24 protein-coding genes and 1 pseudogene are annotated in these 26,256 nt (G+C 67.8%); 16 read left to right on the top strand and 9 right to left on the bottom strand.

Features of this window, described 5'->3' with window-relative positions; all coding sequences use genetic code 11:
• Positions 1–23: 23 nt before the first annotated feature.
• Positions 24–887 (bottom strand): slipin family protein, encoded by an 864-nt coding sequence (locus tag AAYO93_RS17010; RefSeq protein WP_345762356.1) that lies wholly within the window; start codon positions 885–887, stop codon positions 24–26.
• Between the two features lie 129 nt (positions 888–1,016).
• Here AAYO93_RS17010 and dcd point away from each other — a divergent pair, with 129 nt between their 5' ends.
• A complete protein-coding gene (dcd, locus tag AAYO93_RS17005) occupies positions 1,017–1,622 on the top strand; it encodes a dCTP deaminase (protein ID WP_345762355.1) in 606 nt (201 codons plus the stop codon).
• Between the two features lie 27 nt (positions 1,623–1,649).
• Positions 1,650–2,168, top strand: coding sequence for a hypothetical protein (locus tag AAYO93_RS17000; protein WP_345762354.1), 519 nt, complete (start codon positions 1,650–1,652; stop codon positions 2,166–2,168).
• Positions 2,169–2,253: 85 nt separating this feature from the next.
• Here the strand turns inward: AAYO93_RS17000 and idi are convergent, their stop codons facing one another.
• A complete protein-coding gene (idi, locus tag AAYO93_RS16995; protein ID WP_345762353.1) occupies positions 2,254–2,799 on the bottom strand; it encodes an isopentenyl-diphosphate Delta-isomerase in 546 nt (181 codons plus the stop codon).
• Positions 2,800–2,878: 79 nt separating this feature from the next.
• Complete coding sequence (locus tag AAYO93_RS16990) at positions 2,879–3,835, bottom strand: hypothetical protein (protein WP_345762352.1); 957 nt, start codon at positions 3,833–3,835, stop codon at positions 2,879–2,881.
• 136 nt (positions 3,836–3,971) lie between these two features.
• Between AAYO93_RS16990 and AAYO93_RS16985 the strand changes: the two genes are divergently transcribed.
• Complete coding sequence (locus tag AAYO93_RS16985) at positions 3,972–4,559, top strand: MarR family winged helix-turn-helix transcriptional regulator (RefSeq protein ID WP_345762351.1); 588 nt, start codon at positions 3,972–3,974, stop codon at positions 4,557–4,559.
• Positions 4,560–4,602: 43 nt separating this feature from the next.
• Positions 4,603–5,160, top strand: coding sequence for a dihydrofolate reductase family protein (locus AAYO93_RS16980; protein WP_345762350.1), 558 nt, complete (start codon positions 4,603–4,605; stop codon positions 5,158–5,160).
• Between the two features lie 15 nt (positions 5,161–5,175).
• Here AAYO93_RS16980 and AAYO93_RS16975 read toward each other — a convergent pair whose 3' ends face one another.
• The 3 genes from AAYO93_RS16975 to AAYO93_RS16965 all read right to left on the bottom strand — a co-directional run bounded on the left by AAYO93_RS16975 (position 5,176) and on the right by AAYO93_RS16965 (position 9,092).
• A complete protein-coding gene (locus tag AAYO93_RS16975) occupies positions 5,176–6,666 on the bottom strand; it encodes an MFS transporter (RefSeq protein WP_345762349.1) in 1,491 nt (496 codons plus the stop codon).
• Positions 6,667–6,771: 105 nt separating this feature from the next.
• Complete coding sequence (locus tag AAYO93_RS16970) at positions 6,772–7,467, bottom strand: response regulator (protein WP_345762348.1); 696 nt, start codon at positions 7,465–7,467, stop codon at positions 6,772–6,774.
• Positions 7,464–9,092, bottom strand: a complete 1,629-nt coding sequence (locus AAYO93_RS16965) for a sensor histidine kinase (RefSeq protein ID WP_345764911.1) — start codon at positions 9,090–9,092, stop codon at positions 7,464–7,466. Before AAYO93_RS16965 ends, AAYO93_RS16970 begins: the two co-directional genes overlap by 4 nt.
• Before the next feature lie 164 nt (positions 9,093–9,256).
• On the opposite strand from AAYO93_RS16965, the gene AAYO93_RS16960 reads away from it, so the two are divergent.
• The 9 genes from AAYO93_RS16960 (at position 9,257) to AAYO93_RS16920 (ending at position 18,891) form a co-directional block, all read left to right on the top strand.
• Positions 9,257–10,114: an ABC transporter ATP-binding protein gene (locus AAYO93_RS16960; RefSeq protein ID WP_345762347.1), complete on the top strand. Its 858-nt coding sequence runs from the start codon at positions 9,257–9,259 to the stop codon at positions 10,112–10,114.
• A complete protein-coding gene (locus AAYO93_RS16955) occupies positions 10,111–11,001 on the top strand; it encodes an ABC transporter permease (protein ID WP_345762346.1) in 891 nt (296 codons plus the stop codon). Before AAYO93_RS16960 ends, AAYO93_RS16955 begins: the two co-directional genes overlap by 4 nt.
• 85 nt (positions 11,002–11,086) lie before the next feature.
• Positions 11,087–12,181, top strand: coding sequence for an ABC transporter substrate-binding protein (locus AAYO93_RS16950; RefSeq protein ID WP_345762345.1), 1,095 nt, complete (start codon positions 11,087–11,089; stop codon positions 12,179–12,181).
• Positions 12,182–12,424: 243 nt separating this feature from the next.
• Positions 12,425–14,275: a molecular chaperone DnaK gene (dnaK, locus tag AAYO93_RS16945; protein ID WP_345762344.1), complete on the top strand. Its 1,851-nt coding sequence runs from the start codon at positions 12,425–12,427 to the stop codon at positions 14,273–14,275.
• A 2-nt stretch (positions 14,276–14,277) separates the two neighbouring features.
• Entirely contained in the window at positions 14,278–14,952 is a 675-nt protein-coding gene (locus tag AAYO93_RS16940; RefSeq protein WP_345762343.1) for a nucleotide exchange factor GrpE, read from the top strand.
• Between the two features lie 142 nt (positions 14,953–15,094).
• Positions 15,095–16,078 (top strand): DnaJ C-terminal domain-containing protein, encoded by a 984-nt coding sequence (locus tag AAYO93_RS16935; RefSeq protein WP_345762342.1) that lies wholly within the window; start codon positions 15,095–15,097, stop codon positions 16,076–16,078.
• Between the two features lie 10 nt (positions 16,079–16,088).
• Positions 16,089–16,505, top strand: a complete 417-nt coding sequence (locus tag AAYO93_RS16930; protein ID WP_434056692.1) for a heat shock protein transcriptional repressor HspR — start codon at positions 16,089–16,091, stop codon at positions 16,503–16,505.
• Positions 16,506–16,666: 161 nt separating this feature from the next.
• Positions 16,667–17,710: an L-threonine 3-dehydrogenase gene (gene tdh, locus AAYO93_RS16925; RefSeq protein WP_345762085.1), complete on the top strand. Its 1,044-nt coding sequence runs from the start codon at positions 16,667–16,669 to the stop codon at positions 17,708–17,710.
• Positions 17,710–18,891 (top strand): glycine C-acetyltransferase, encoded by a 1,182-nt coding sequence (locus AAYO93_RS16920; protein WP_345762340.1) that lies wholly within the window; start codon positions 17,710–17,712, stop codon positions 18,889–18,891. Before tdh ends, AAYO93_RS16920 begins: the two co-directional genes overlap by 1 nt.
• 291 nt (positions 18,892–19,182) lie before the next feature.
• On the opposite strand, the gene AAYO93_RS16915 is transcribed toward AAYO93_RS16920, so the two are convergent.
• The gene (locus AAYO93_RS16915; protein ID WP_345762339.1) at positions 19,183–20,217 is read right to left on the bottom strand and encodes a LacI family DNA-binding transcriptional regulator; all 1,035 of its coding nucleotides are present in this window, start codon (positions 20,215–20,217) and stop codon (positions 19,183–19,185) included.
• A gap of 147 nt (positions 20,218–20,364) precedes the next feature.
• On the opposite strand from AAYO93_RS16915, the gene AAYO93_RS16910 reads away from it, so the two are divergent.
• The 3 genes from AAYO93_RS16910 to AAYO93_RS16900 all read left to right on the top strand — a co-directional run bounded on the left by AAYO93_RS16910 (position 20,365) and on the right by AAYO93_RS16900 (position 25,586).
• Entirely contained in the window at positions 20,365–21,720 is a 1,356-nt protein-coding gene (locus AAYO93_RS16910; protein ID WP_345762338.1) for an MFS transporter, read from the top strand.
• Between the two features lie 65 nt (positions 21,721–21,785).
• Positions 21,786–24,356, top strand: coding sequence for a beta-glucosidase family protein (locus AAYO93_RS16905; RefSeq protein ID WP_345762337.1), 2,571 nt, complete (start codon positions 21,786–21,788; stop codon positions 24,354–24,356).
• 99 nt (positions 24,357–24,455) lie between these two features.
• Complete coding sequence (locus tag AAYO93_RS16900; RefSeq protein ID WP_345762336.1) at positions 24,456–25,586, top strand: class I SAM-dependent methyltransferase; 1,131 nt, start codon at positions 24,456–24,458, stop codon at positions 25,584–25,586.
• Positions 25,587–25,652: 66 nt separating this feature from the next.
• Here AAYO93_RS16900 and AAYO93_RS16895 read toward each other — a convergent pair whose 3' ends face one another.
• Both AAYO93_RS16895 and AAYO93_RS16890 read right to left on the bottom strand, forming a co-directional pair.
• Entirely contained in the window at positions 25,653–25,916 is a 264-nt protein-coding gene (locus AAYO93_RS16895) for an ABC transporter ATP-binding protein (protein ID WP_345764910.1), read from the bottom strand.
• A 42-nt stretch (positions 25,917–25,958) separates the two neighbouring features.
• A pseudogene (locus AAYO93_RS16890) lies at positions 25,959–26,162 on the bottom strand (ABC transporter ATP-binding protein); the annotation flags it as partial.
• Between the last annotated feature and the right edge of the window lie 94 nt (positions 26,163–26,256).

Here is a 26,256-nt window from a genome sequence, read left to right as displayed (position 1 = left end):
ACCGACCCGGCGGCACCGCCCACTCAGGCGGCGTCTGTCAGCGGGGGTGCCGCCTCCGGCCTCCCCGATGCAGCAGGGGTGGCGTCGTCTTTGCCGCCACCCCCGTGCAGCTCGCTGGCCGAGTTCTCTCGGGCCAGGAAGTTCCCGAGCTCGCCGATCGTCGACATGAGCGGCGCGGGGAACACGACGAGCGTGTTCTTGTCGACGCCGATCTCGACGAGGGTCTGCAGGTTGCGCAACTGCAGGGCGAGCGGATGCTCCATCATGATGTCCGACGCATCGCCGAGCTTCGCGGCAGCCAGTGACTCTCCTTCGGCGGCGATGATCTTGCCGCGCTTCTCGCGCTCGGCTTCGGCCTGCTTCGCCATCGCGCGTTTCATCGATTCCGGCAGCAGGATGTCCTTGAGTTCGACGAGCGTCACCTCGACGCCCCAGTCGAGCGTGAGCAGGTCGAGGATCCGGCGGATGTTCAGGTTCAGCGCATCGGTCTCGGCAAGCGTCTCGTCGAGGCTGTGCTGGCCGACCACTTTGCGCAGCGTGGTCTGCGCGATCTGCTCGATCGCGGCGAACACGTTCTCCACGCCGATCACCGACTTGACCGGGTCGACGACGCGGTAGTAGGCGACAGCCGACACTCCGACGCTCACGTTGTCGCGGGTGATGATGCCCTGCGACTGGATGGGCAGCGTCACGATGCGCAGCGACACCCTATGCATCACGTCGACGAACGGGATGATGAACCGCAGCCCGGGCTCGCGCACTCCGCTCAGCCTGCCGAACCGCAGCACCACACCGCGCTCGTACTGCTTGACGACACGGATCGACGCGGCCAGCAGGATGATCACCACAACGATGACGATCGTGAGGACGATATAGAACACAACCATGAGACTCAACTCCATGGCGTCGGGTGGAACTCGACGTCGCTCATCCATATTCTCCCTCTGACCGGCACCTGTTCTGCGATTCATGGGCATCCTCACAGCGACCGGATTTGCGCCCAGTAGGCTACGAACGTGCTTCTCTCAGATCGCGACATCAAGGCCGAGCTCGGTGCCGGGCGCATCTCTCTCGAGCCGTATGAAGAGGGGATGATCCAGCCGTCGAGCATCGACGTTCGGCTCGACCGGTTCTTCCGCCTCTTCGACAACCACAAGTACCCGTTCATCGACCCGGCAGAGGATCAGCCTGACCTCACGCACCTGGTCGAGGTCGACCCGGAGCAGCCGTTCATCCTGCACCCGGGCGAGTTCGTGCTCGGTTCGACGTTCGAGCTGGTCTCGCTTCCGGATGACGTGGCGGCACGCCTCGAAGGCAAGAGCTCGCTCGGACGCCTCGGTCTGCTCACGCACTCGACGGCGGGCTTCATCGACCCCGGTTTCTCGGGTCACGTCACACTGGAGCTGAGCAATGTGGCGACGCTTCCGATCAAGCTGTGGCCGGGAATGAAGATCGGGCAGATGTGCTTCTTCCGCCTGTCTTCGGCGGCCGAGAAGCCGTACGGGTCGAGCGAATACAGCTCGCGCTACCAGGGTCAGCGGGGCCCGACCGCCTCGCGGTCGTTCCTGAATTTCCACCGCACCGATGTCGGCTCGACTGAAGCGGGCCGCCCCGGCAACTGAACCGCCACCGCCTGGGAGGGCAGACGAGTGACCGAAGCGCTTGATTCTTTCGCACGAGACCTTGTCGCGTCCGGGCCCCAGTCCGCGCATCCGGATCGCATGCAGTTGTTCGGGCAGCTCGTCGGAACCTGGCGGGTGACGAACCGCCTACTCGACGAGCGGACCGGCGCGTGGTCGGTGACGCCGCTCGAGTGGACGTTCGCGTACGTCCTCGACGGACGCGCGGTTCAGGATGTGCTGGTGCGGCCGGATGCGGACGACCCGGATGCGCGCGCGGCCCTCGGGACCACGGTGCGCGTGTACGACGCGCAGCTCGGGGTGTGGCGCGTGAGCTGGTTCGGTACGGCCTCAGGGGACTTCTGCACGCTGGTGGCGTCTGGTCATCGCGATGGGATCCGCCAGGACGGGACACAGACGGACGGGCGGCCGATCCGCTGGAACTTCAGCGCGGTCACGAGTGACTCGTTCGCGTGGGACGGCTGGGTGTCGAGCGACGAGGGCGCTACGTGGTGGCTCGAGCAGCACATGGACGCAGTCCGCGGGTAGCTGGATTCGTGTCCCCCATATGCGGGGTACGGAATATGCTGCCAGGTTTATCCACCGACGTTGTCCACAGGTGGATGAATCCGTTTCAGAGCTGATCCGACTCGATCTCGCCCGCATACAGTTGCGGCAATTGGAGGGTCAACCACGGGCTGAACGCCCACGGAGTGGCTTCTACGGCCGAAATCAGCGTGCGCGCCTCCACCCACTGCCATTCCATGACTTCCTCGGGGGAGGGAGCGAGAGGATCCGCCGTGGTCGCGGTGAACACCGGGCAGATCTCGTTCTCCACAACCCCGGCCGCATCCACAGCCCGGTAGCGGAAGTCGGGAAGTGCGACCGTCAGGTTGTCCAGCGTGATGCCGAGCTCGTCGGCGGCGCGACGTGCGATCGCCGTTTCCATTGGTTCGCCGGGGGCGGGGTGGCCGCAGAACGAGTTCGTCCATACTCCGGGCCAGGTGCGTTTGGCGAGCGCGCGCCGGGTGACGAGGATGCGCCCCTCGCCGTCGAACACATGGCATGAGAATGCGAGGTGCAGAAGGGTGTCCGTGCCGTGCACGGTCGCCTTGTCGGCCACGCCGATGGCTGTTCCCGCGTCGTCGACCAGGACTACCTCTTCGATCGTGTCGGCCATCTGCCCATTCTGGCCGATACAACTGGAACGCCGATACGAACCGGCGCACTCGGTTCGCGACCCGAGTGTGCCGTTCGAGTTATGCGTCCTTCTGGGGGTCGGTCGCGTCCGGTCCGGGTGCGCCGTCGGTCGGTGCTTCGCCGGCGTCGGTGTTGGATGCGTCGCCGTCGGTGTCAGCCTCGGCGTCGTCGGTCCAGCCGAGGTTTCGCGCCATCTTCTCGAGGGTGGCCATCGTCGTCTGGTAGTCCGCGTCGTCGATGCCGTCGGAGACGGATGCGCGCAGCTCCTTCACGCGCGATTCGGCCTCGTCGTGCGTGGCGCGGCCGGCATCCGTGAGAGTCGCGGCGCCGTCGGCGAGGACGACCCAGCCACGCTCGGTGAAGGACACGAGGACCTCGGCGACGCTCCGTGGACGGCGGCGCTCGCCGCGGACGCCCTTCTCCCCACCCTCAGCGGCGTGGTCACGGTGACCGTAGCCGGGGCGGTGGTGGTCGTAGCCGAAATCCCCGTGGTGGCCGTGGTGGTCTCCGTGACCGGGGAAAGCGCCGTGACCGGGGTGGTCGTGGTGCTCGTGGCCGGGGTGAGCCGGATGTTCGTGGCCGGCGTGCTCCGGATGCTCGCCCTGCGCCTGCGCCTGCGGCTGCGCGGGATGCTCGCCGGTCTCTGCGGCCCGGGTGTGAGCATCCGCATGCTCTTCGGCGAACGCGCGCCACGGACCGAATCCGGGGCCGAACCCGCGTGCGAACCACGGACCGTAGCCGAAGGCCGGCCCGAAGCCGGGTCCATACCCGGGGCCGAATCCGCGGCCGGTGCGGCCGAACCGCGCGCCCATGCGGCGGTGGCGCTCGCCGGGCGGTAGTGCCGACTCGACGTCGTCGACCGACTGGGGTCCGTCGGTGAGGGTGTGCAGGATCCGCCACTCGCCGCGCGAGAGGTCGAGCTCCGTGAAGGCGCCGCGCATCTTCTCGCGCAACCGGTATTCGATGACGCCGAACCAGTAGCCCGGCGGTCTTGGTGAAGTTTCGTTGGTGTTCATGGCTGAACAGTCCTTTCCTATTGCATGTACTATTACAAGCAAATGTATAGTTACATACATGGAATCCGGTGGTCAAGCGTCAGACGAAAACTCCCAGCTTCGCGCAGAAGATGTCGCGTTGATCGAGGCGGCCCTGGTGGCCATCCGACGTGACCACGCGCGCATGCACCTGCAGAAGCGCGCCGAGTGGGCGGCCGAGCACGGCGCCGACGGAGCGCCCACAACCTGGCCCGGCGGACAGTGGCCACCGTCCGGTCCCTGGCCCGGCGGCGGACCCTGGCCGGTCTCGCACCATCACGGCGGCGGCCCACGCGGACCCGGCTTCGGCATGGGCGGCCCCGCCCACGAGCACCGCGGCCGGCACGACCGATCCCTCGGCCGTGCCGCACGGTTCCGGATGCTCGACGCGCTCGAGGCGGCCGAACGCGACGGCCGGGCCCTCACCATCAGCATGATCGGCGAAGCGATCGGCGTCGACCAGCCGCGGGCGAGCCGGCTGGTGCAGGAAGCATCCGATGCCGGCCTCGTGCGACGCACGGCCGACCCGGCGGATGCGCGTCGCAGCATCATCGAGCTCACGGCGGCCGGCAAGGCCCAGATCGTGGAGGTGCGGTCCGCGCGACGGTCCGCGGTCGAGGATGCTCTGGCGAGCTTCACCCCGGACGAAGCCCACACCTTCGCCCAGCTGTTCAACCGTTTCGTCGGAGCGTGGCCGCGCGAATAGTGGCCGGTGAACGGTGTCGGGCGCCGGAGTACCATGACTCGGCATGGGGAAACTGATCTACTCCGGCACCACGTCCCTCGACGGGTATCTCAACGACGCAGACGGCTCCTTCGCCTGGAGCGCACCCGACGAGGAGGTGCACTCCTTCGTCAACGACAAGGTGCGCCCGGTCGGCACCTACCTCTTCGGCCGCCGTATGTACGAGGTGATGCGCGTCTGGGAGACGCTCGACACCGCCGGCGAGCCGGAGGTGATGGCCGACTTCGCGGGAATCTGGCGCGACTCCGACAAGATCGTCTACTCGTCGACGCTGGACGCGACGTCCACGTCACGCACCCGTCTCGAGCGATCCTTCGACGTGGACGAGATCGCCCGGATGAAGACGGCTTCCGACCGCGACCTGTGCGTCGGAGGGGCCGGGCTCGCGGCCACCGCCATTCGCGCAGGGCTGGTCGACGAGTACCACCAGTACCTGGCGCCGATCATCGTCGGCGGTGGAACGCGGTTCTACCCCGACGACGCCCTGGTCGAGCTGGAGCTGCTCGAGGAGCACCGTTTCACGAGCGGCGTGGTGTACGTCCGCTACCGTCCGCGCCGCTGAGCCCCTGCCAGGTCGTTATGCCGCCTCGGCTGCCCGCGCAAGGCGCGTCGGGCCCGACTTCACGGGGATGAGCAGCGCCAGACCGATCGCCAGTACGAGGACGATCCCGAGGATGCCCCAGAACTGTGCGCCTCCGACGGCGACGAACGTGGCGAAGAGCAGCGGCGCCAGAAAACTGACGGCACGCCCGGTCGTCGCATACAGCCCGAACACTTCGCCCTCGTGACCGGCAGGGGTCAGGCGCGCGAGGAACGTGCGGCTGCACGACTGCGCCGGGCCGACGAACAGGCAGAGCACGAGGCCGCCGATCCAGAAGGCGGTCGCGCCGAGATCATGGGCGAAGAACACGGCGAGACCGGCGACGATGAGGCCGACCAGCGACGTCACGATCACCGGTTTGGCGCCGAAGCGGTCGTCGAAACGTCCGGAGATGATCGTGCTGACGCCGGCGACGACGTTGGCGGCGATCGCGAAGATGATGACCTGGCCGCTCGAGAAGCCGAACGTCCCGGCCGCGAGGATCCCGCCGAACGTGAAGACACCGACCAGGCCGTCCCGGAAGAATGCGCTCGCGATCAGGAAGAGCACTGTATTGCGGCTCTGCTTCCACAGCCGGCCGACATCGCGCACGAGCACGGCGTACGACTGGAAGAACCCGACACGCACGGCACGGCGGTTGGCCGGGATCTCCGGCACGGCGAAGAGCACCGGCAGCGAGAAGATCAGGGTCCAGGCGGCGGCGATCAGGGCGATGATCCGGATGTTCAACCCGTCCGCCTCGCTCACGTGCAGCAGGCCGCCGGTGCCAGGGGCCGAGGAACTCTCGACGACGAGGCCGAAGTAGACGATGAGGAGCAGCACGATCCCGCCGAGGTAGCCGGCGCCCCAGCCGAAGCCACTGACCTTGCCGACGGTCTTCGGTGTGGAGACCTGCACGAGCATCGCGTTGTAGTTGACGGTCGCGATCTCGTAGAAGATCGTCCCGATCGCAAGAAGGGTGACACCGAAGAGGAAGTAGCCCGGCTCGCCTTTGACGAAGAACATCAGCGCGGTGATGAGCACGACGACGCCCGTGTTGATGCCGAGCCAGAGTTTGCGGCGTCCGGACCCGTCGGTGCGCTGCCCGAGGACCGGGGCCAGCAGAGCGACGATGATCCCCGCGATCGCGAGACCCCATCCCAGCCCGCTCGAAAGGGGAGCCTCTGCGGCGGTGACGGCCGCGTGCGCCGGGCCGTGCACATCCGTCTCCGCATCCCGCGCCGTGGCGAGTGCCGGGCTCACGAACAGGCTGCCGGTCAGGTACACGGTGAACACGAACGTGGTGATGACCGCGTTGAACGCGGCGCCGCCCCAGTCCCAGAGCGCCCACGCGACGATGCGTCCGCGGGGGATCACGCGGTCCGGCGAGGAGTCGATGAAAAGGGGCGACGCCTTCGTGACGAGCGCGTCGGTGCTTGCTGGCACAGCGGGGACTCCGTTGTCTCCCGGCCTGGTGTCGTCGGTCATGGTCACAGAGTAGTGACCGCTCCCGTCGAGGGATGCGAAAAGTGGTCGTGCGGCCGAAGAATTCACCACTTTTGGCGACTTTCGTCGGGGTAGGCGGATCCGGCGTCAGCGCTTGCGGATCGAGTACCTGTGCTCGGGCCGCCCGGTCTGCCCGTACCGCAGCTCCAGCGTGATCGCGTTGCTCTGCTCCAGCTGGGTGAGGTACCGCTGCGCGGTCGCCCTGCTGATCCCGACCGAGGTCGCGATGTCGGCGGCCGACACAGGGGCATCGCTGCCCGAGATCGCGTCGTACACGAGCTTCAGCGTCGGCGCGAGGTGCCGCAGTTCCGCGCTGACCTGGGCGGGCGTAGCGGGCCGCAGCAGGTCGAAGATCTTGTTGACGTCGTCCTGGGTCGGCTCGTCCGGCCATTCGGTGATGTGGGACTGCGCGTTGCGGAACGCGGTCAGCCGCTCGGCGAGGGCCGAGAACCCGAACGGTTTCACGATGTAGTGCACGGCGCCCAGCTGCACCGCCCGCCGAACGGTGGCCATGTCGGTCGCTGCCGAGATCACCATCACGGCCGGTGGCGACGGGGTGGCGAGCATCCCGCGCACCACTTCGAGCCCGTCGCCGTCGGGCAGGTAGATGTCGAGGAGCACCAGGTCCGGATGCAACGCCTGGGCGAGTTCGAGCGCGTCCGCAGCCGTGTGGGCCTGTCCGACGACGCGGAAGCCGGGCACTCCTTCGACGAAGCCGACATGCACGGAGGCGACGCGGTAGTCGTCGTCGACGACCAGCACCCCGAGGGTCTCGGCGTTCATCGGACCCCATCGGAGACGGGGGCGGAGCCGGGGACGGCGGCGGTGGCGGATGCGCGCGGCAGCGTCACGATGAATGACGCGCCCGGCCCATCCGACACGGTCACCGTCCCGCCCAGCTTCGTCACCGTGTTGTTGACCAGCGAGAGTCCGAGCCCGCTGTGCCGCTCGAGCGTGCCGCGTTTGGTCGTGTAGCCGTTGCTGAAGATCTGGGGGATCTCGGCCGCGGCCACGCCGGGCCCGTTGTCCGTGACGCGCACGGTGAGCGATTCCTGGTTCTCGACGACACTGACTTCGACCCGCCGTGGTCCCGGGACGCCCGCGAGGGCATCGAACGCGTTGTCGATGAGGTTGCCGAGGATGGTCGTGAGCGCTTGCACGCGGTCGGGCGCGTCGCCGAGATCGGTGTCGGGAAGGATCACGAGTTCGATGCCGCGCTCGTTCGCCTCCGCGGCCTTGCCGAGCATCAGCCCGACGATCTGCGGCGCGGCGATGTGCGTCCGCAGCGTCTGGTCGAGGTCGGCCGTCGTTCCGCGGATCTCGTTCACGTACTCCAGCGCCTCGCCGGGACGCCCGAGTTCGAGCAGGCCCGCGATCGCGTGGATGCGGTTGGTGAACTCGTGCTGCTGCGCCCGCATCGACTCCGTGAGGCTGCGCTCGCCGGCGAGTTCGCTGGCCAGCCCTTCGACGGCGGTGCGGTCACGCAGGGTGACCACGGCGCCGTGGGCGCGCCCGCCGAGTGTCACGGGCATCCGGTTGATGACCAGGCAGTAGTCGTCGGTGACGACGATCTCATCGGTCACCGCGGTGGTGCCGGTGAGGAGGTCGCGTAGCGGCCCCGGCGCGAGCACGTCTTCGAGCCGCCTGCCGGACGCCTCCACCGAAAGCCGGAGCAGTTGCTGCGCCTCATCGTTGACCACGCTGATGCGGCCGCCGGGATCGACGGCGATGACGCCTTCGCGGATGCCGTGCAGCGTCGCCTCTCGCTCCTGCAGCAGGCGGGCGATCTCGTCGAGTTCCAGCCCGAAGGTCCTCCGTTTCAGGATGCTCGCCAGCCCGAAGGAGGCGAGGGTTCCGATCGCGAGGACCAGCACGAACCACGCAGCGTACGACGGGAGCTCGCTCAGGAGTTCGCTCGAGACGGAACTCTCGCGGATGCCGACGGACACCTCTCCGGCGAGCGTGCCGGTCGGTCCGTAGAGGGGCACGCGCGCGTTCGCGTTGACGCCGGTCGAACCGGGGTCGGTGCGGAGGTGCACCTTCCCGTCGGCCGCGACGAGCGGTTCGCTGACCTTCTTGCCGATCAACGCCGGATTGGGATGCGAATGCCGCACGCGGTCGAGATCGATGACGACGACGTAGGCGGCGCCCGTCCGGGCCGCGGTGGATGACGCGAGGTCCTGGATCGTCACCGAGCATCCGATGCCCGGCACCGCCATGCACTCCTGGATGGTGGGCATGTTCGCAAACGTCTGGGCGATGCCGGCGGCGCGGGCCTGGAAATCCGAGTCGAGGTTGCTGCGGGCGGTCTGCGCGAACAGCGCGAAGCCGACGGCCATGGACGCAGTGAGGATCACCAATTGAGCCAGGAAGATCTGGGTCGAGAGCTTACGGATCCGTCGTCGCATCACAGGGGGGATTCTCTCAGGGCAAGCTGCGTATTGCACGCGAGCAGAATGCGCAGAACACACGTGAATGCGCACAAAAGGCCAATAGCGCACAAGCGAGACACAGGATGCGCGCCTGCCTCACTATCGGTAATCACACCGAAAGACAGAGAGGTCTTGGCATTATGGGTGATCCCAATCCCAGCCGTACACACGCGGCCACCGCCGGCGCAGAAGATGCGGCGCGGATCGACATCGTCGGACTGACCAAACGGTTCGTCACGCCGAAAGGCGAGACCTTCACGGCCATCCACGACGTGACGCTCACGGTCGAACCCGGCCAGTTCTGCGCGATCGTCGGACCGACCGGCTGCGGCAAATCGACGACACTGGCGCAGGTCTCGGGCCTCGAGCCGCCGAGCGCAGGCTCCGTGCAGGTCGGCGGTCACATCGTCGACGGCGTCACGCGCGGAGTCAGTTACATGTTCCAGGCCGACTCGCTCTTCCCGTGGAAGACCGTGCTCCACAACGTGATGATCGGCCCCATCCTCCTCGGCACGCCGAAGCGCGAAGCGACCGAGCTCGCAATGGACTGGCTCCGCCGGGTCGGCCTCGCCGGCTTCGAGGACCGGTATCCGCACCAGCTCTCCGGCGGGATGCGCAAGCGCGTCGCGATGGCGGCCGCCCTGATCAACCGTCCGCGCATCCTGTTGATGGACGAGCCGTTCGGCGCCCTCGACGTGCAGACGAAGGCGATCATGCAGACCGAACTGCTGCAGCTGTGGGAGGAATTGCGTCCATCCGTGCTGTTCATCACGCACGACCTCGACGAAGCCGTGGCGCTGTCCGACCGCGTCGTGATCATGACCAGCAGCCCGGGAACGGTCAAGGACATCTTCGACATCGACCTTCCGCGGCCTCGCGGCGATGTGCAGGAGATCCGGCACGAGAAGCGGTTCCTGGAGATCCAGGGACAGATCTGGGCCTCGCTCAAGGACGAAGTCACCCGGGCATACGAGCAGACGGCGGGGGCAGCAGCATGACCGCGGCAGTGAACACCAAACCGGTGAGCACCAACGGCTCCTACGTCGTGGCGCAGGAGATCGAGATGCGGGCCAGCGCACGCAGGTCGCGGTCGCGCCGGACGGCATGGATCTGGTTCGGGCGCATCATGGTCGCCGTCGTCGTGATCGGCGGGTGGCAGGCGCTCACGGCGACGAGCATCGTGGATAAGTTCTTCTACGGCCAGCCGTCGGGGATCTGGGACAGCCTCGTGCACCTCTTCACCCAGGGCTCGGCGTTCGGGTCGATCTGGGACAACCTCTGGGTGACGGTCCAGGAAGCCTTCTTCGGCTTCATCCTCGGCACGATAGCCGGTGTCGTTGTGGGCATCCTGCTCGGCTCCAACCGGTATCTCGCGGCGGTCTTCGGCCCCTACATCAAGGTCGTGAACTCGATCCCGCGTATCGTCCTCGGCTCGATCTTCATCGTGGCGTTCGGCCTCGGGGTGTTCCCGAAGGTGCTGCTCGCCTCCGTCCTCGTGTTCTTCGTCGTCTTCTTCAACGCGTTCCAGGGTGTTCGCGAAGTCGACCAGAACCTGGTCGCCAACGTGCGGGTCCTCGGCGCATCGCCGCTGCAGGTCGCCCGTCACGTGACGATCCCCTCGGCGATGACCTGGATCATCGCCAGCCTCCACACGGCGTTCGGGTTCGCCATCATCGGCGCGCTCGTCGCTGAAGTCCTCGGAGCCCAGCAGGGCATCGGCCTGATCATCAGCCAGGCCCAGGGGAGCTTCGACCCGAACACGGTGTTCGCCTGCATGGTGATCATGGCCGTGGTCACGCTCGGGGCGGAGTACCTCATCACCCTTCTGGAGCGTGTGCTGCTCAAGTGGCGCCCGCCGAACCGCTCCGAGGCGCAGGCGATCTGATCGCCGACCGTCCCACCCCCACCACTGCTGTGTCAGCACAGAAACCCGCCGAATCCCCGGCGCACACGAAAGGAAACGCATTCACATGAAGAAGCGCACGATCAGCGCAGTCGCTGCGGCCGGAGCACTGATGCTCAGCCTCGCGGCCTGCAGCAGCGGGACGCCGGGCGGCAATGCAGCCGCCGGCAACACCGCAGCCTCCGTCCCCACCGTCAAGATGATGGTCGGTGGCATCGACAAGCAGATCTACCTGCCGTATGAGCTCGCGGCGAGACTCGGCTTCTACAAGAAGTACGGCGTGAACATGGAGCTGTCGACCGAGCAGAACGGCGGCGTCGGCGCTGAGGATGCGATGGCCTCGGGTCAGGTCGACATGGCCGGCGCGTGGTACAACCACACGATCGACTTCAAGTCGAAGGGCAAGGACGTCATCGACGTCGTCCAGCTCTCGGGCGCCCCGGGCGAGCGTGAGATGTGCGGCAACAAGAGCGGCGTGCACTCGGCAGCGGACTTCAAGGGCAAGACCCTCGGCGTCACCGACCTCGGTTCGGGCACGGATTCGCTGACCCAGTTCCTCGCTCACACGCAGGGCATCGCGAAGTCCGGCTACCACACCCTCGCGGTGGGCGCCGGATCGACCGCGATCGCCGCCATCCAGCGCGGGTCGGCCGCCTGCGTCATGACAACGCAGCCGACAGTCGGCGCGCTGACCAGCAAGAACCTCGCCTACACCGCGGTCGACCTCGCCACGGCTGAGGGTGCGACCAAGGCGCTCGGCAGCGACTGGCCGGCGGCGGGCGTGCTGGCGAAGACCGACTGGGTGAAGTCCCACGAGGATGCCGTGCAGAAGGTCGTGGATGCTCTGGTGGCCACCATGCACTGGATCGACACGCACTCTGCGGCGGACATCGCGAACAAGCTCCCACCGGAGTACGTGCAGAACGCCACGATCACCAAGCAGCAGTACATCGACGGCCTGAACACCGACAAGGGTCAGTTCCTGCCTGACGGCATCATGCCCGCAGGCGGACCCAAGACGATCCTCGACATGGAGAAGGCGATCGGCGTCGACACGTCCAGCGTCACCCTCGGCGACACCTTCACCAACAAGTACGCCCAGGCGGCGAACAAGCTGGAAGGGTTCACCACCACCTCCACCCCGGCGGGTGCGGACGGCTGATCTCCCCCCGGATCGCAACCGCACCATCCGATCGGCCCGCCTGCACCCAGGCGGGCCGATCCTTTTGCGCCCCGGACCGGGAATTCTGTGAGTCTTCCCGAAGTTGAGTCAAGTACACTCAAGTTTTGCACGCTCGACTTGACATCACTTCGACCGGCTGTCAGGCTTGAGTCGTCAGGACTCAACTCTTGGCCCACGACTTTCACAAGGCGACAAGCCGGCAACAAAGGAGAGAAAACAGATATGTCACGTGCAGTAGGTATCGACCTCGGAACCACGAACTCCGTGGTCTCGGTGCTCGAAGGTGGAGAGCCCACCGTCATCGCCAACGCAGAGGGATTCCGCACCACCCCATCCGTGGTCGCCTTCACCAAAGACGGCGAGGTGCTCGTCGGCGAGACCGCGAAGCGCCAGGCCGTCACCAACGTCGACCGCACCATCGCATCCGTCAAGCGCCACATGGGCACCGACTGGAAGGTCGAGATCGACGGCAAGAAGTACACGCCGCAGGAGATCTCGGCACGCATCCTCGGCAAGCTCAAGCGCGACGCCGAGCAGTACCTGGGCGACACCGTGACGGATGCGGTCATCACCGTTCCGGCATACTTCAACGACGCCGAGCGCCAGGCCACCAAGGAGGCCGGTGAGATCGCGGGCCTCAACGTGCTGCGCATCATCAACGAGCCGACCGCGGCCGCCCTCGCCTACGGCCTCGACAAGGGCAAGGAAGACGAGCTCATCCTCGTCTTCGACCTCGGTGGTGGAACCTTCGACGTCTCCCTCCTCGAGGTGGGCAAGGACGACGACTTCTCGACCATCCAGGTGCGTTCGACCGCGGGTGACAACCGCCTCGGCGGCGACGACTGGGACCAGCGCATCGTCGAACACCTGATCAAGAAGTTCAAGGAGACCACCGGCGTGGACGTCTCCAAGGACAAGATCGCGCTCCAGCGCCTGAAGGAGGCGTCCGAGCAGGCCAAGAAGGAGCTGTCGAGCAGCATGTCGACGAGCATCCAGCTGCCCTACCTCTCGCTCACCGAGAACGGCCCGGCCAACCTCGACGAGACGCTGACCCGCGCCCAGTTCGAGCAGATGACCAGCGACCTCCTCGACCGCACCAAGAAGCCGTTCGCAGACGTCATCCGCGAAGCCGGCATCAAGGTGTCCGACATCGCACACGTCGTGCTCGTCGGCGGTTCGACCCGCATGCCCGCGGTCAGCGACCTGGTCAAGCAGGAGACCGGCGGCAAGGAGCCCAACAAGGGCGTCAACCCGGACGAGGTCGTCGCCGTCGGCGCAGCCCTCCAGGCCGGCGTCCTCAAGGGTGAGCGCAAGGACGTGCTGCTCATCGACGTCACCCCGCTGAGTCTCGGAATCGAGACCAAGGGCGGCATCATGACCAAGCTCATCGAGCGCAACACGGCTATCCCGACCAAGCGCAGCGAGACCTTCACCACGGCCGACGACAACCAGCCGTCCGTCGCCATCCAGGTCTTCCAGGGCGAGCGCGAGTTCACCCGCGACAACAAGCCGCTGGGTACCTTCGAGCTGACAGGCATCGCGCCGGCGCCCCGCGGCATCCCGCAGGTCGAGGTCACCTTCGACATCGACGCCAACGGCATCGTGCACGTATCCGCCAAGGACAAGGGCACCGGCAAGGAGCAGTCGATGACGATCACCGGCGGCTCGTCGCTGCCGAAGGACGACATCGAGCGCATGGTGCGCGAGGCCGAGGAGCACGCCGCCGAGGACAAGAAGCGTCGTGAGACCGCCGAGACCCGCAACACCGCCGAGCAGCTCGCCTACTCGATCGAGAAGCTGATCAAGGACAACGACGACAAGCTGCCCGAGGACGTCAAGAACGAGGTCCAGGGCGACGTCGACGCACTGAAGTCCGCTCTCGCCGGAGACGACGAAGACGCGGTGAAGACGGCGTACGACAAGTTGAACTCCAGCCAGCAGAAGCTGGGCGAGGCGATCTACGCGTCGAGCCAGGCCCAGGAGGCCGCTCCTGCAGAGGAGCCCGAGGCCGAGACGAACTCCGATGAGGACGTCGTCGACGCCGAGGTGGTCGAAGACGAGGAGACCAAGTAGTCATGGCCCAGACGCCGAAAGGTCCCGCGGGGGACCAGCCCGACGAACACGAGGAGCCGGTCATCCGCGACAAGCGGCGGATCGATCCCGAGACCGGAAAGGTTCGGCACCCGGAGGGCGGGTCGGAGGCTGACGCCTCCGGCCCCGACCTGGCCCATGAGGAGCTGGTCGACGTCGGCCCGGCCGACAGCGACGAGTTCGGTGTCTTCCTCTCGGACGACGACCTGGATGTGCTGAGCGGTCAGGCGACGTCGGACCAGCTGGCCGCCGAGCGGCTCGCCGACCTCCAGCGGGTGACCGCCGAATACGCGAACTACCGCAAGCGCACCGAGGCCAACCGCGAGATCGAGCGCGAGCGCGCCGTCGGCGAGACCGTCAAGGGTCTCCTGCCCGTGCTCGACGACCTCGACCGCGCCGAGAAGCACGGCGACCTCGAGGAGGGCACCGCCTTCGCGACCATCGCGGCGAAGCTGCGCACGTCGGTGGAGCGCCTCGGTGTGAAGCCGTTCGGTGCGGCAGGCGACCCGTTCGACCCGCAGATCCACGAGGCGATCTTCCAGCAGCCGAGCCCCGACGTCGAGACGGACACCGTCGCCGATGTCGTGGAGACCGGCTACCTGGTCGGCTCCACCCTGGTGCGGGTGGCGAAGGTCGTCGTCTCCGTTCCGCAGCACTAGCAGCATCCGTCTGCCCCATCCGCCCGCTCCTCCTTCGCAATTCGGGAGAGCACCGGGCGGTGGGGCAGACGTGACGCTTTTCGCGTCAGAAAACAGACTTTCTCGAATTGCGCACGGTTAGATAAGAGGGAGAGGAGGCGCCATGGCAAGCCAGGACTGGTTCGACAAGGACTTCTACAAGGTCCTGGGCGTCTCCAAGGACGTCAGCGCGGCCGAACTCAAGAAGACGTACCGCAAGCTCGCACGCAAATACCATCCGGACTCGAACCCGGGCGACGCCGCCTCTGAGGCGAAGTTCAAGGAGATCAGCGAAGCGTATTCGGTGCTGAGCGACGAGGAGCAGCGCAAGGAGTACGACCAGATCCGGGCCATGGGTTCCGGCGCCCGCTTCACGGCTCCCGGTTCGGCCGGGCAGGGCGGCTTCGACGACGTCTTCGGCGGGATGTTCGGGCAGGGCGGCCAGCGCGGGTACACCACCCAGCAGGGCGGCCAGTTCGACGACATCTTCGGCAGCATGTTCGGCGACGGCCGGTTCGGTTCTACCACCGGCGGGTTCCGCGGCTACGGCGGACCGACGCGAGGCCGCGACGTGACCGCCACGACGACCATCGACTTCATCACCGCGACCCGCGGCGAGACGATCACCCTCCAGGCCGCCGACGGCAAGCCGATCAAGGTCAAGATCCCCGCCGGCGTCGCAGACGGCCAGAAGATCAAGCTGCGCGGCAAAGGGCAGCCGAGTCCCGACGGCGGCGAGTCGGGCGATATCGTTCTCACCGTGACCGTCCGCAAGCATCCTGTCTTCGAACGCGAAGGGCTCAACCTCCGCGTGACCGTTCCCGTGACGTTCGCCGAGGCGGCGCTCGGTGCGACCATCGAGGTTCCCACGCTCGGCGGCGAGCCGGTCAAGCTGCGGGTGGCACCGGGGACCCCGAGCGGACGCGTGTTGCGCGTGAAGGGTCGCGGAGTGCAGACTCCGAAGGGCACCGGTGACCTGCTGGCGGTCGTCCAGATCGCCGTGCCGTCGCACCTGTCGGCCGACGCCGAGGAGGCCCTGCGCGGCTTCGTCGAGAAACTGCCCGACGAGAACCCGCGCGACGACCTGCTCGCGAGGTCGCGAGGCTGACATGGCCAACATCGACGAGCACACTCAGGTCTTCGTCATCTCCGTCGCGGCCGAACTGGCCGGGATGCACCCTCAGACGCTTCGTCAGTACGACCGGCTCGGGCTCGTGAGCCCGTCGCGCACGCCAGGCAAATCCCGTCGGTACTCGATGCGCGACGTTGCGAAACTGCAGGAGATCTCGCGGCTGGGAGCCGAAGGCGTGAGCCTGGAGGGCATCCGCCGGATCCTCGAACTCGAAGACCAGGTGGGCGCTCTCACGGGGCGCATCCGCGAACTCGAGGCTGCGCTGTCGGATGAACTGCTCAACCGCCCCGGGCGCCGCGTGTTCGCCGCGGGTTCGGCCGGCGAAGTCATCTCGCTGCGCGCCGGTACGCGGATGCGTCGCAGCAACCAGATCGTCGTCTGGCGCCCCCTCGACCGCGACTGAGCTCCTCCTCCCGATCCACTCGACGGAGCGGGGTGGGGCGGGGTGGGTGGGGCGGGGCGCGTAATGCGTGCGGCGAGCATCCGTGAGTCGTCGTAGAGTGAAGCGGGCTCCACAAGAGCCCTGATGCACGACACTTCACACGACGAAGCGAGAAGGTGGCGATGAAGGCCCTTTACAAAGCCGAGGCTGCAGCAGGCCTCGAACTGATCGACGTTCCCGAGCCCGAGACCGGGCCGGAGGATGTCAAGGTCCGCGTGCTGCGCACCGGTATCTGCGGGACTGACCTGCACATTCTCCGCTGGGACGACTGGGCGGCCTCGGCCGTCAAAGCTCCGCTGATCCCCGGGCACGAGTTCTTCGGCGAGGTCGTCGAGGTCGGCCCGCTGGTGCACGACGTCGCCGTCGGCGACCTGGTCTCCGGCGAGGGCCACATCGTCTGCGGCACGTGTCGCAACTGCCGCGCCGGACGCCGGCAGATGTGTATCCGCACCCAGGGCCTGGGCGTGCAGCGCAACGGCGCCTTCGCCGAATACCTCACGCTGCCTGCGACCAACGCGTGGGTGCATCACTCCTCGATCGAGCCCGACGTCGGTGCGCTCTTCGATCCGCTCGGCAACGCGGTGCACACCGCTCTCGCGTTCCCGGTGGTGGGTGAGGATGTGCTGGTCGCCGGTTGCGGACCGATCGGCCTGATGGCGATCGCGGTCGCCCGTCACGTGGGTGCCCGGTTCATCGTCGGAACCGACATCAGCCCCGACCGGCTGGCGCTCGCCGAAGGGATGGGCGCCGATTTCACCGTCGATGTGCGCAACGCGACCATCCGGGATGCGCAGACCGCGCTCGGCATGCGCGAAGGCTTCGACGTCGGGTTCGAGATGAGCGGCGCCCCGACCGCGCTGCCGCAGATGATCGAGAACATGAACCACGGCGGACGGATCGCGATGCTCGGCCTGCCGTCGACCCAGATCGCCGTCGACTGGGGAATCGTGGTCACCCACATGCTCACCCTCAAGGGCATCTACGGTCGTGAGATGTTCGAGACCTGGAACGCGATGGGCGCGATGCTGCAGACCAGCGCGACGCTGCGCACCGCGATCGCCTCGATCGTCTCCGACCGGTTCCCGGCGAGCCGCTGGGAAGACGGGTTCGCCGCAGCAGCATCGGCACACGGCGGCAAAGTCATCCTCGATTGGACGGAACTCTGATGTACGGAACGTTTCGGGAACACGTTGCAGGCCAACTCGCCGAGATCGATGAGGCGGGGCTCACGAAGCGTGAGCGCAGCATCCACGGGCCGCAGCAGGCGCTGATCGTCGCCGACGGCGCGGAGGTGCTCAACTTCTGCGCCAACAATTACCTGGGGCTCGCCGATCATCCGTCGCTTCGGGATGCCGCGAAGAGTGCGCTCGACGAGTGGGGTTACGGTCTCGCGAGTGTGCGTTTCATCTGCGGGACCCAGGAGCAGCACCTGGAGCTGGAGCGCCGGGTGTCGCAGTTCCTCGGCACCGAGGCGACCATCCTGTTCTCGTCGTGCTTCGACGCCAACGGCGGTGTCTTCGAGACGCTGTTCACCGCTGAGGACGCGATCATCTCCGACGAGCTCAACCACGCGTCGATCATCGACGGGATCCGTCTCTCCAAGGCGCAGCGGCTGCGATACCGCAACCGTGACATGGCCGACCTGCGTGCGCAGCTCGAGGCGGCGGCGGATGCGCGGTTCCGCGTCATCGTGACCGACGGCGTGTTCTCGATGGACGGCTACATCGCACCGCTCGCCGAGATCTGCGACCTGGCCGACGAGTTCGGCGCACTCGTGTTCGTGGACGACTCGCACGCGGTCGGATTCGTCGGCGCACACGGCCGCGGGACTCCCGAGTTCTGCGGGGTCGCCGACCGGGTCGACATCTACACCGGAACGTTCGGCAAGGCCCTGGGCGGCGCATCCGGCGGCTATGTTTCGTCGCGGCAGGAGATCGTGGACCTGCTGCGCCAGCGCGCACGGCCGTACCTGTTCTCGAACACGCTCGCGCCGTCGATCGTCGCCGGGACCCTCGCCGTGCTCGACCTGCTCGAGCAGTCCGGCGATCTGCGCGACAGGTTGCGGGCGAACGCAGCACTGTTCCGGACTTTGATGACGGATGCCGGGTTCGACCTGCTGCCGGGCGAGCATCCGATCGTCCCCGTCATGTTCGGGGATGCGGCACTCACCGCCCGCATCGCCGACGAGATGCAGCGGCGCGGGGTGTATGTGACGGCGTTCTCGTTCCCGGTGGTGCCGCGCGGGCTGGCCCGCATCCGCGTGCAGTTGTCGGCGGCGCACACCGAAGACGAGGTCCGTCGCTGCGTCGACGCGTTCGTCGGGGCGCGCGCGGCGGTCGCCGCATAGGGTCGCTGCGGTGCGGGCGCGGCCGTCCTCGCCGGACACCGCCGTTCTGCGAACCGAATTGGGTGGCATCGAATCGATGAGGCACCCGCCGGAGCTGCGATTGGTTGCCAGAAAACGGGTCCCGGCGAGGGTTGGTCGCCAAACTTTTGGCGACCAATCTTGCGGCGGGTATCGGTGGAGCGGGCGACGCGCGATTGGTTGCCAAAAGGTGACACCCTGGCGTGATTGGTTGCCAAAGGATTGGCGACCCGTGCGCGCGACCTCGGGCGCGCGACCTGCGGGCGCGGCGACCTAGGGGCGCGCGACGGGCGGCGCGGTCGACTCGCGGGGGATGACCGCCAACTCGGGTAGGCGCACCCGGTCGACGCGCGTCCCGGAGCGCATCCGCGCGAACGCGTCGAGCAACGCCTCGGCGAGCACCGCCGACGGGAACGACACCGTCGTCAGGCGCGGGATGAACTCGGCGGCAGGTGGGTGGTCGTCGGCCCCGATGACGGATGCGTCGGCCGGCACCCGCACACCCGCATCCGTCAGTGCACGGATCGCCGCCATCGCGAGCCGGTCGTCCGCCGCGATGATCCCGGTCGGCGCCGCCGGGTCGAAACGCCAGCCGTGGGCCCAGTCGCGCAACGACGCGGCGGTGCCGGCGGCGTTCGCAACGGTGAGGGTCGCGCCTGCCGCGCTCGCCGCATCCGCCGCCCCGCGGAGACGTTCGCGTGCGCTCGCGAGCGCACGATCCGCGGTCGGCAGCAGGAACGCGAGCCGGCGATGCCCGAGGGTGAGAAGGTGTTCGGCCGCGAGGCGCCCGAACGGTTCCTGCGGCACCGCCAGGGACGGTGCGTAGTCGACGGATGCGCTCCCGTACACGACGAGCGCCCGCACTCCCGCGAGCCGCAGCACTTCGGTCGCCGCCTCGTCGCACCGTTCCGCTTCGGCCAGTACGGCTTCCGGGCGGTATTTGGCCCACAGGTGCGCTGCCTCGATACCCGTCTGCTCGCGGTCGGTGTACCAGACGGCGTCCGTTCCGTCGTCCGCTGTCTCGGTAAGGACCCGCTCGAATGCCCGGTCGACGGCCGCGCCGTAGTCGCGGGCGGGCTGGGGGATGAGGAAGCCGGAGGCGAGTTCGCCGCTCGCCAGGGAGCGAGCCGCAGAGTTGGGGGTGTAGCCGAGGAGCCGGGCGGCTTCGAGCACGCGGTGCCGGGTGTCATCAGACACCCGCGAGTTGGGTTTGTCGTTGAGCACGAACGACACGGTCGCGCGCGACACCCCGGCGGCGAGGGCGACGTCGCTGCTCGTCGGTGCTTTGACGACCTGTGGCGTGAACATGGCAGGACACAGTCTAGATTGATAAAAAGCTTGCATTGCTAACGCGCGTAAACAAAAACCGAGTAGTGGGTTGTATTCGGAGGAGACAGCGCGTATGGTTACGCGAGTTAGCAGGCATCGTCGCCTGCGCTGAAAGGACCCCCAACCGTGACAACGCAGTCCACGACGCCGTCGGGCGAATCCAGCCCGACCGCGGAGCCGATCATCGCCACAGCCCTCGCCGGCACCGTCGAAGCTCCGAACTTCACCGCCTCTCCCGCTGAGGCGGTCGGCGGCAAGGAGGTCCGCATCCCCGGCCTCCGCAAGCTCATGTGGTCGACCCTCGTCGCCAACATCGGCATCTTCCTCATCTGGGGCGCCGTGCCCGGCATCCTCCTTCCCTTGCAGGTCCAGGGCATCACCGGTGACGCCGGCAAGGCGGGCGCACTCGCTGTCATCGCTACCGTCGGCGCCTTCGCGGCCATGCTCGCGCAGCCGATCGCCGGTCTCGTCTCCGACCGCACCCGCAGCAAGTTCGGCCGCCGCGCACCCTGGATGGTCGGTGGCACGCTGGTCGGCGGCCTCGCACTCATCGGAATGGGCGCAGCGAACACACTGGTGCAGCTCGCGATCGCGTGGGTCATCGTGCAGGTCGTCTACAACTTCGCCCAGGGTCCGCTGAGCGCGATCCTTCCGGACCGCGTCCCGAACTCCGCCCGTGGCGTCTTCTCCGCCTTCGCCGGGCTCGGCTCGATGCTCGGCGCTCTCGGTGGCCAGATCGTCGGTGCACAGTTCGCGACGGCGATCCCCGCCGGCTACCTCGTCTTCGGTGGCTTCGCGCTCGTCGTGACCGTGCTTTTCGTCGTGCTCAACCCGGACAAGTCGAACAAGGGCGAGCCCAAGCCGCCGTTCAACTTCACGACGTTCCTCAAGACGTTCTGGGTCAGCCCGCGCAAGCACCCGGACTTCTTCTGGGGCTTCACCGGCCGACTTCTTCTCTTCGGCGGCTACTTCATGGTCACCGGATACCAGCTGTACATCCTGCAGGACTTCATCGGTCTGGGCGACAAGGCCGTCACGGTCGTCCCGCTCCTCGGCATCACCAGCCTCGTCGGCATCATCATCGCCACCGTGATCGCGGGCCCGCTGTCCGACCGCCTGGGTCGTCGCCGCATCGTCGCCGTCGTCGCCGGCCTCATCCTCGCCATTTCGCTCGGGTTCCCGATCATCATGCCGACCCTCACCGGCATGCTGCTCTTCTCTTTCGTGAGCGGCCTCGGCTTCGGCGCGTACCAGGGTGTCGACCAGGCCCTGATGAGCGAGGTGCTCCCGTCGAAGAACGACTTCGCCAAGGACCTCGGCGTGCTCAACATCGCAGCCACCCTGCCGCAGACCCTCGCCCCCGGAATCGCCGGCGCGATCGTGGTCGCATTCGGCAACAGCTACGCGCCGCTGTTCCCGATCGGCATCGTCATCGCGATCCTGGGAGCTCTCGCCGTCATCCCGATCAAGTCGGTCAGGTAGCGCACAACGCGCTCACTGCATCCTGACCCGTCCCGACACATCCACGCACTAAACGCAAGGCAACCATGAACGCGACACCTGAAGCATCCGCCACCACGGCATCCGCCACCGAAGCGCCCGAAGCCACCGAAGCCCCCGAAGGCGGTTCGCCCGTGACCACCACAGGCGCCCCCGGCGACGAGGCGACGATCGCCTCCCTCCTCGCCCGGCTCACGCTGGAGCAGAAGGTGCGGCTGCTGACGGGCGCCACGTTCTGGACCCTGCACGACGAGCCCGAGATCGGCCTCGAGACGATCATGGTGTCGGATGGCCCGGCCGGTGTGCGCGGCGCGGCCTGGGATGAGCGCGACAGTTCGGCGAGCCTTCCCTCGCCGACCTCGCTCGCCGCATCCTGGGATGTCGACCTCGTGCACCGGCTGGGCCGCCTCATCGCCGCCGAGGCCCGGCGCAAGGGTGTCGGGGTCGCGCTCGGCCCGACGGTGAACATCCAGCGCTCGCCACGTGGCGGCCGTCACTTCGAGGCGTACAGCGAGGACCCGTGGCTTTCCGGCGTGGTCGGCACGGCGTTCGTGAAGGGCATCCAGTCGGGTGGCGTGGCGGCGACGCCGAAGCACTATGTCGCCAACGACAGCGAGACCGAGCGGATGACTGTCGACGTGACTGTCGACGAGCGCACCCTGCGCGAGGTCTACCTCGCCCCGTTCGAACGGATGGTCACCGAGGGCGGAGCGTGGGTGGTCATGTCGTCGTACAACGCGGTGAACGGCGTCACGATGACCGAGAACGACCTGCTCACGTCGCCGCTGAAGGACGAGTGGGGCTTCGACGGCGTCGTCGTCTCCGACTGGATGGGCGTTCGCGACACGGTCGCAGCGGGCAATTCGGCTCAGGATCTCGCGATGCCCGGCCCCGACGGCGTCTGGGGGGATGCGCTGGTCGAGGCGGTCCGCGCCGGACAGGTCGGCGGAGCTGCGGTGGATGCGAAAGTGCTGCGGATCCTGCGGCTCGCCGGCCGGCTCGGCGCGCTTCGGGATGTGGATGCTGCGGCACCCGTCGCACAGCCCTGGCCTGTCGAGGAGGTCACCTCCCTCCTGCGTGAGGCGGCCGCCGACGGGATGGTGCTCGTCCGCAACGACGGAATCCTCCCGCTCGACACTGCCGGTGGCCAGACGATCGCGGTCATCGGCCAGCACGCCAAGGTCGCGCGCAGCCAGGGCGGCGGTTCCGCCACTGTGTTCCCCGACCACGTCGTGACACCGCTCGCCGGTCTCCTGACCGCGTTCGGCGCGGACTCGGTGCGGTTCGCGCCGGGGGTGAAGGCGTCCGAGTCGATCCTTCCGTTCGAGCCGACCGTCGTCACCGATCCCGTGACGGGTGAGCCGGGCGTTCACGTGCGGTTCCTCGCCGACGACGGCTCGGTCGTGCTCGACGAGCACCGTGTCGGCGGCCGGCTCGCCTGGCTCGGCGACCCTGTGCTCGCGGATACCGCCGTCGTCGAAGTCACGGCGACGTTCACCGCTCCCGAGGGCGGCGAGTACTCGGTCGGGTTCGCCGGCCTCGGGACCTTCCGCTTCGACGTCGACGGCGAGAACAAGAGCGACGGATTGTTCTTCCCCGAGGGCACGGATCCGTTCATGGCGTTCCTGAACCCGCCGAAACAGGTGTTCCCGGTGCGCTTGGCAGCCGGTCAGCAGGTCGAGTTGCGGCTGCTTCACGAGCCGATGCGCCAGGGCGGCGTGCCTGCGGTGATGTTCACTCTCGGCTACGAGGAGCCGTTCGCCGCGGCCGATGCCGAGCTCGAGCGCGCGGTCGCGCTGGCCGCGTCGTCGGATGTGGCGGTCGTCGTCGTCGGAACGACGGAGCAGCTCGAGTCCGAAGGCTTCGACCGCGCGGACCTGCGGCTGCCTGCCGGTCAGGATGAGCTGGTGAGGCGCGTGATCGCCGCCAACCCGCGCACGGTCGTCGTGGTCAACTCGGGTGGCCCCGTGATCATGCCGTGGATCGACGAGGCGCCCGCCGTGCTGCTGACCTGGTTCCCCGGGCAGGAGATGGGCGACGCTCTGGCGGACGTCGTGAGCGGCGTTCGCGAGCCGGGTGGGCGCATCCCGACGACCTGGGCGGCCGCCGAGGACGACGTCCCGGTGTGGCAGGTCGAACCGGTCGACGGGAAGCTGTTCTACACCGAGGGCCTGAATGTCGGCTACCGCGAGTGGGCGCGGCGCGCTGCGCTCGGGGGTCCTGCGCCCGCGATCGCATTCGGCCAGGGGCTCGGGTACACGACGTGGGAACTGGGCGAGGCCCGGGTTGCCGATGCAGCGGATGCTGCCGGCGGCTTCACCGTGTCCGTCCCGGTGACGAACACCGGCTCGCGCGCCGGCAAGCACGTCGTCCAGATGTACCTGTCGCGCGTGTCGGAGTCGGCGGTGGAGCGCCCGGCGCTCTGGCTGGCCGGGTACGCGGTCGTCCGTGCCGAATCCGGCGAGTCGGTCACCGCATCCGCCACCATCGAGCCGCGTTCGCTGCAGTACTGGTCGGTGGATGACCACGCCTGGCGCACGGAACCCGGCACCTACCGCGTGCACGTCGGCTCCTCGGTCGCCGACCTCGCGTCGAGCATCGACGTCGACATCTCCTGATTCGTCGAGCACAGGCAAAAGCATCCCGAACCGCGGGGATAGGCGGACTTTTCGTGTGCTCGACGAAGCAGGGTGGTTCGAGGTGGTAGGAAAGAGGGCGTGGTCGAATCCGGAGAGTTCGCGTTCGAGGGGCTCCGACGGTGGCCGGATGTTGAAGCACCGAACCTGTTCGCTGCGGACGCCGCCGACCGGCTCCTCCTCGACACTGCGGCTGAGTCGGCGCAGCTTCCGGGCGAGATCGTCGTCATCGGCGACAACTACGGCGCGCTGACCCTGGGGGCTGCGGCCCGGTTCGGGGTGCGGGACATGCGGGTGCACCAGGATGGGCTGGCCGGCGAGCGCGCTCTCGCGGCGAACGCGGAGCGGTTCGGGATGACGGATGCGTATCGCTCGCTCGATCTGGTTCCCGAGCTCGTCCGGGATGCGCGCACCGTGCTGCTGCGCCTGCCCCGGAGCCTGGATGCGCTCGAGGAGATCGCGGAATGCATCGCCGGGAACGCGCATCCGGATGTAACCGTCTATGCCGGTGGCATGCAGAAACACCTGACCACAGCCATGAACGAGGTGCTTCAGCGGTCGTTCGTCAGTGTGCGTGCCGGGCTCGCGCGGCAGAAGGCGCGGGTGCTGACGGTCGGCGGCGGTGTTGTGGCGGGCGCGGCCGGCGAGTGGCCGCGACGACAGTTCGACGAAGAGCTCGCACTGTGGGTGTGCGCACACGGCGCGGCGTTCGCGGGAACCTCCGTCGACATCGGCACGCGGTTTCTGCTGACGGTAGTGGAGGAGGCGCGACCGGATGCGTCGAGCGCGATCGACCTCGGATGCGGCACCGGCGTCATCGCGGCGTGGCTTGCGCGTGCCCGGCCGAGCATCCGGGTGACCGCGACCGACCAGTCGTCGGCTGCCGTCGCATCCGCCCGGGAGACGATGCGCGCCAACGGCGTGGACGCGCGCGTATCAGTGGTGCGCGATGACGCGCTGTCGTCGCAGCCTGACGGGAGCGCGGAGCTGATCGTCGTGAATCCGCCGTTCCACATCGGCGCGGCTGTGCATGCGGGCGCGGCCCTCAGGTTGTTCGGCGATGCTGCGCGTGTGCTCGCGCCGGGCGGCGAACTCTGGGCGGTATGGAACTCGCACCTCGGCTACCGCGGCCCGCTCGAACGGATCGTCGGCCCGACGACCCAGGTCGCCCGCAACCCGAAGTTCACCGTCACGAAGTCCGTGCGCCGCTAGCTCTGCGGCGCGAATCCGACTTTTCGAACATTTCGCGGGTGCCGCGCGGTCTCCCGCGCCGCTGCGCTACGCCTGCGCCCCGGCCGGGACCGAGTCGATCAGCAGCCGCGTATACGGATGCTGGGGGTTGCGCAGGATCGCGTCGGTCGTTCCGCGTTCCACGATCTCGCCGCGCCGCATGACGACGGTGCTCTCGCAGACGCGTCGCACGACAGCGAGGTCGTGGCTGATGAACAGCACGGTGAGGTGCCGTGCGCGCCGGATCTCGGAGACGACATCGAGCACCTGTGCCTGCACCGAGACGTCGAGTGCGCTGGTCGCTTCGTCCATGACCAGCACTTCCGGCTCGATCGCGAGGGCACGGGCGATCGCGACGCGTTGGCGCTGACCGCCGGAAAGGGTGCGCGGTTGCGCCTGCGCGTGCTTCTCACCGAGTCCGACCTGGTCGAGCAGGGTCAGGGCGCGGATGCGTGCATCCCGCGACGAGAGCGTCGAATGGAGGCGCAGCGCGTCCTCGATCGCACGCCCTGCGGTGATGCGCGGGTCGAGTGAAAGGTACGGATCCTGGAAGACCATCTGCACGCTGCGCGCGTGCGCGAGTCGTTCGGTGCGGGTGCGGGCGGGCGGTCCGTTCGACGCCGTCCACGCGGATGTCACCGGCATCGGGATG

Source organism: Diaminobutyricibacter sp. McL0608, from assembly GCF_039613825.1.
In the GTDB taxonomy this organism is placed as follows: domain Bacteria; phylum Actinomycetota; class Actinomycetes; order Actinomycetales; family Microbacteriaceae; genus Diaminobutyricibacter.
Note: the sequence above shows the minus strand (reverse complement) of the source record. Positions and strands in the feature narration are given on the sequence as shown.

Coding starts and splice junctions, on each gene's coding strand:
- AAYO93_RS17010 (WP_345762356.1), bottom strand. CDS start 887: ATGGTTGTGTTCTATATCGTCCTCACGATCGTCATCGTTGTGGTGATC.
- idi (WP_345762353.1), bottom strand. CDS start 2,799: ATGGCCGACACGATCGAAGAGGTAGTCCTGGTCGACGACGCGGGAACA.
- AAYO93_RS16990 (WP_345762352.1), bottom strand. CDS start 3,835: ATGAACACCAACGAAACTTCACCAAGACCGCCGGGCTACTGGTTCGGC.
- AAYO93_RS16980 (WP_345762350.1), top strand. CDS start 4,603: ATGGGGAAACTGATCTACTCCGGCACCACGTCCCTCGACGGGTATCTC.
- AAYO93_RS16975 (WP_345762349.1), bottom strand. CDS start 6,666: ATGACCGACGACACCAGGCCGGGAGACAACGGAGTCCCCGCTGTGCCA.
- AAYO93_RS16970 (WP_345762348.1), bottom strand. CDS start 7,467: ATGAACGCCGAGACCCTCGGGGTGCTGGTCGTCGACGACGACTACCGC.
- AAYO93_RS16965 (WP_345764911.1), bottom strand. CDS start 9,092: ATGCGACGACGGATCCGTAAGCTCTCGACCCAGATCTTCCTGGCTCAA.
- AAYO93_RS16960 (WP_345762347.1), top strand. CDS start 9,257: ATGGGTGATCCCAATCCCAGCCGTACACACGCGGCCACCGCCGGCGCA.
- AAYO93_RS16955 (WP_345762346.1), top strand. CDS start 10,111: ATGACCGCGGCAGTGAACACCAAACCGGTGAGCACCAACGGCTCCTAC.
- AAYO93_RS16950 (WP_345762345.1), top strand. CDS start 11,087: ATGAAGAAGCGCACGATCAGCGCAGTCGCTGCGGCCGGAGCACTGATG.
- dnaK (WP_345762344.1), top strand. CDS start 12,425: ATGTCACGTGCAGTAGGTATCGACCTCGGAACCACGAACTCCGTGGTC.
- AAYO93_RS16940 (WP_345762343.1), top strand. CDS start 14,278: ATGGCCCAGACGCCGAAAGGTCCCGCGGGGGACCAGCCCGACGAACAC.
- AAYO93_RS16935 (WP_345762342.1), top strand. CDS start 15,095: ATGGCAAGCCAGGACTGGTTCGACAAGGACTTCTACAAGGTCCTGGGC.
- tdh (WP_345762085.1), top strand. CDS start 16,667: ATGAAGGCCCTTTACAAAGCCGAGGCTGCAGCAGGCCTCGAACTGATC.
- AAYO93_RS16920 (WP_345762340.1), top strand. CDS start 17,710: ATGTACGGAACGTTTCGGGAACACGTTGCAGGCCAACTCGCCGAGATC.
- AAYO93_RS16915 (WP_345762339.1), bottom strand. CDS start 20,217: ATGTTCACGCCACAGGTCGTCAAAGCACCGACGAGCAGCGACGTCGCC.
- AAYO93_RS16905 (WP_345762337.1), top strand. CDS start 21,786: ATGAACGCGACACCTGAAGCATCCGCCACCACGGCATCCGCCACCGAA.
- AAYO93_RS16895 (WP_345764910.1), bottom strand. CDS start 25,916: ATGGACGAAGCGACCAGCGCACTCGACGTCTCGGTGCAGGCACAGGTG.